Source organism: Enterobacter cloacae complex sp. IR5459, assembly GCF_049238005.1.
Classification (GTDB): Bacteria; Pseudomonadota; Gammaproteobacteria; order Enterobacterales; family Enterobacteriaceae; genus Enterobacter; species Enterobacter hormaechei_C.
Window position 1 is genome coordinate 1 of record NZ_JBMKIG010000048.1, and the last position, 2,755, is coordinate 2,755.

The 2,755-nt window shown below is 48.2% G+C and carries 4 protein-coding genes; 3 read left to right on the forward strand and 1 reads right to left on the reverse strand.

Annotation, left to right across the window (positions count from 1 at the left end):
- Positions 1-637 precede the first annotated feature (637 nt).
- The 3 genes from ACOTX4_RS25730 to ACOTX4_RS25740 all read left to right on the forward strand — a co-directional run bounded on the left by ACOTX4_RS25730 (position 638) and on the right by ACOTX4_RS25740 (position 2,133).
- The gene (locus ACOTX4_RS25730; protein ID WP_079975676.1) at positions 638-796 is read left to right on the forward strand and encodes a replication initiation protein; all 159 of its coding nucleotides are present in this window, start codon (positions 638-640) and stop codon (positions 794-796) included.
- 268 nt (positions 797-1,064) lie between these two features.
- Positions 1,065-1,586 (forward strand): glycine zipper 2TM domain-containing protein, encoded by a 522-nt coding sequence (locus tag ACOTX4_RS25735; protein ID WP_053259012.1) that lies wholly within the window; start codon positions 1,065-1,067, stop codon positions 1,584-1,586.
- Positions 1,587-1,596: 10 nt separating this feature from the next.
- Positions 1,597-2,133, forward strand: a complete 537-nt coding sequence (locus tag ACOTX4_RS25740; RefSeq protein ID WP_053259013.1) for a DUF5384 family protein — start codon at positions 1,597-1,599, stop codon at positions 2,131-2,133.
- Positions 2,134-2,666: 533 nt separating this feature from the next.
- Here ACOTX4_RS25740 and ACOTX4_RS25745 read toward each other — a convergent pair.
- The coding region (locus ACOTX4_RS25745) for an MbeD/MobD family mobilization/exclusion protein (protein WP_407600048.1) at positions 2,667-2,755 on the reverse strand (89 nt) is incomplete at its 5' end.

Genomic DNA, 2,755 nt, shown 5'->3' on the forward strand with positions numbered 1-2,755 from the left:
TTCTCTGACAAACCGGCCTCCTGATAACGCCGGGACGGGCGGGAAAGCCTTTCCCGGTCGGCGCGGGGTTGGACAAGCCGCAGGCGCGTCAGGCTTTTGGCGGGTTTCGGGGCGCAGCCCTGAACCAGTCACGTAGCGCTAGCGGAGTGTATACTGGCTTAATATGTTACGGCGGAGTAACACTTTATGAAAGTGCTTCATGTAGCAGGAGAAAAAGGTGGCACCAGCGCGTCAGCAGAATATGTGATACAGGATATATTCCGCTTCCTCGCTCACTGACTCGCTACGCTCGGTCGTTCGGCTGCGGCGAGCGGAAATGGCTTACGAACGGGGCGGAAATTTCCTGGAAGATGCCAGGAAGAAACTTAACAGGGAAGCGAGAAGGCCACGGCGGAGCCGTTTTTCCATAGGCTCCGCCCCCCTGACAAGCATCACAGAATCTGACGCTCAAATCAGTGGTGGCGAAACCCGACAGGACTATAAAGATCCCAGGCGTTTCCCCCTGGTAGCTCCCTCGTGCGCTCTCCTGTTCCTGCCTTTCGGTTTACCGGTGTCATTCCGCTGTTATGGCCGCGTTTATCTCATTCCACGCCTGACACTCGGTTCCGGGAAGGCAGTTCGCTCCAAGCTGGACTGTATGCACGAACCCCCCGTTCAGTCCGACTGCTGCACCTCCTCCGGTAACTTTCAACTTGATTCCAACCCGGAAAGGCACGACAAAGCGCCACTGGCAGCAGCCATTGGTAACTGGGAATTAGTGGATTTAGATATCGAGAGTCTTGAAGTGGTGGCCTGACTACGGCTACACTGTAAGGACAGTATTTGGTATCTGCGCTCCACTTAAGCCAGTTACCTGGTTAAGCAGTTCCCCAACTGACTTAACCTTCGAAAAAACCGCCTCCCCAGGCGGTTTTTTTTGTTTACAGAGCAAAAGACTACGCATTGCTCAAAGAAATCTCAAGAAGTTCTTCATCTTAGTGGAAAATCAACCACCACCTTTAGCCTTTACTTTTTACGGATAATTCCTAAAAATGTTTTTTTTACATTAAGAAACAGGAAGTCACATGAGCTCAAAAAAAACACTGTTAAGCATAGCCCTACTAACCGCCTCGATTACCGCTTTATCAGGCTGTCAATCCAATGCCGATCAATATGCTGCTGACGTTTATGACGCAGGGCAACTGAATGCAAAACAGGAGACGAAAACTGTAAACATAATTTCTGTTTTGCCTGCGAAGGTTGCTGTTGATAACACTGCAAACAAACAAGCTGCACAAACCTTTGGGGCAATCCTTGGCGCTGTGGTTGGCGGTGTGGCTGGTCATAATGTCGGAAGTGGTAGCGGACTTGGCACAACAGCCGGAGCCGTTGGCGGTGGTGCCGTCGGTGCCGCAGCAGGAACATTAGTCAAAGATAAATCTATCGTTGAAGGTGTTTCTTTAACTTATAAAGAAGGGACAAAGGTATTTACATCAACTCAAGTAGGAAAACCATGTCAGTTTACTACTGGTTTAGCTGTTGTTATTTCCACAAAAAATAATGAAACAAGAATCCAACCAAACACAACATGCCCGGTAAAAAAATAAGATTCAAACGATGAAAAGAATCATTATACCCCTCATCCTTTCTTTTAGTGGAAGCAGCTTTGCAAACTCACTTCAAGAACAATTATCCGCAGTAGCTCAAGCTGAACAGCAGGGGAAGGCTGAAGAGCAAAGACTCATGGATATCCAGAGAGAAAAAATTGAGGAAAACAAACGGCTTGAGCAAAAAAGGAGAGAAAGAGCAAGAGCAGAAGCGAACAGGAGAGCAGCCATAGCTTCTGCAGAGAGAAAAGCTCACCGTGAAAGAATCGAAGCTGAGCTCAAAGCCGATAAAAATAGAGATCAGAAATATGAAGATGAACTAAGAAAGCTTGAAATCGAAAAACAAAAGTTAGCATTAGCCAGGGAAGAGGCAAGAGTTAAACGCGAAAATGAATTCATAGACCAAGAGTTAAAAAACAAGGCAGCCCAAACAGATGTAATTCAATCTCACGCCGACTCAAACAGAAATATTTCAGAAGGCGGGAAAGATTTAATGAAAAGCGAAGGGAAAGCCAGAGAAAAAGAAGCTGGAGGATGGTTTAACTAGCTTCATTTTTATAATTAAAGTTGATTTCAAGTTTAATTAACAACGGATGTAATTTACCATAACATCCGTTGGCCGTACCGCCCCGGACAGCTTCGCCGCGAACGGGGCGGCAGTCAGCCAAAAACAACAACAACCCACCCGGTAAACCACCCCGATCGCGACAGATAAATTTTACCCGACTGCATAGCCATGCAGCCAGATGCATGGCGTGTAAAGTCACACTAAAATCAGCGCGAACGCCTTAAAAACAGGTAAATGCTTCTCCAGCCAGTCCCACAGCCCGGCCGCCAGATACAGGCAGTTAAGTACAGCTTCAATGACGTTAAGCAATTTCATAATTCCCCCACAGGTATAGGCCGTGATCTTTTTGATCACGAACCTATTTAGCGGGAGAAGTAAAAGCCCCTCTTCGTGCGGGTTGTCAGCTGCCTGGATGGTTTAAAGTGTCGGCCCGCGGTAGGTTTTCTGCGGCTGGCGCTCCAGCTCCAGTGTTTTCTGATACTCACTCTCCCTCTGCCGGAACTCGGTGGCATTCAGTTCCCGGACAAGCGGCGCAGCTGCTCGCTTAAACTCAGCACCTGCGTGCTCAAGTCCGACACGCGCTCGTTCAGCACCGCGTTCT

What these genes read in the sequence shown, in the direction of transcription:
- ACOTX4_RS25730 (WP_079975676.1), top strand. Translation starts at nt 638, where the DNA reads ATGCACGAACCCCCCGTTCAGTCCGACTGCTGCACCTCCTCCGGTAAC.
- ACOTX4_RS25735 (WP_053259012.1), top strand. Translation starts at nt 1,065, where the DNA reads ATGAGCTCAAAAAAAACACTGTTAAGCATAGCCCTACTAACCGCCTCG.
- ACOTX4_RS25740 (WP_053259013.1), top strand. Translation starts at nt 1,597, where the DNA reads ATGAAAAGAATCATTATACCCCTCATCCTTTCTTTTAGTGGAAGCAGC.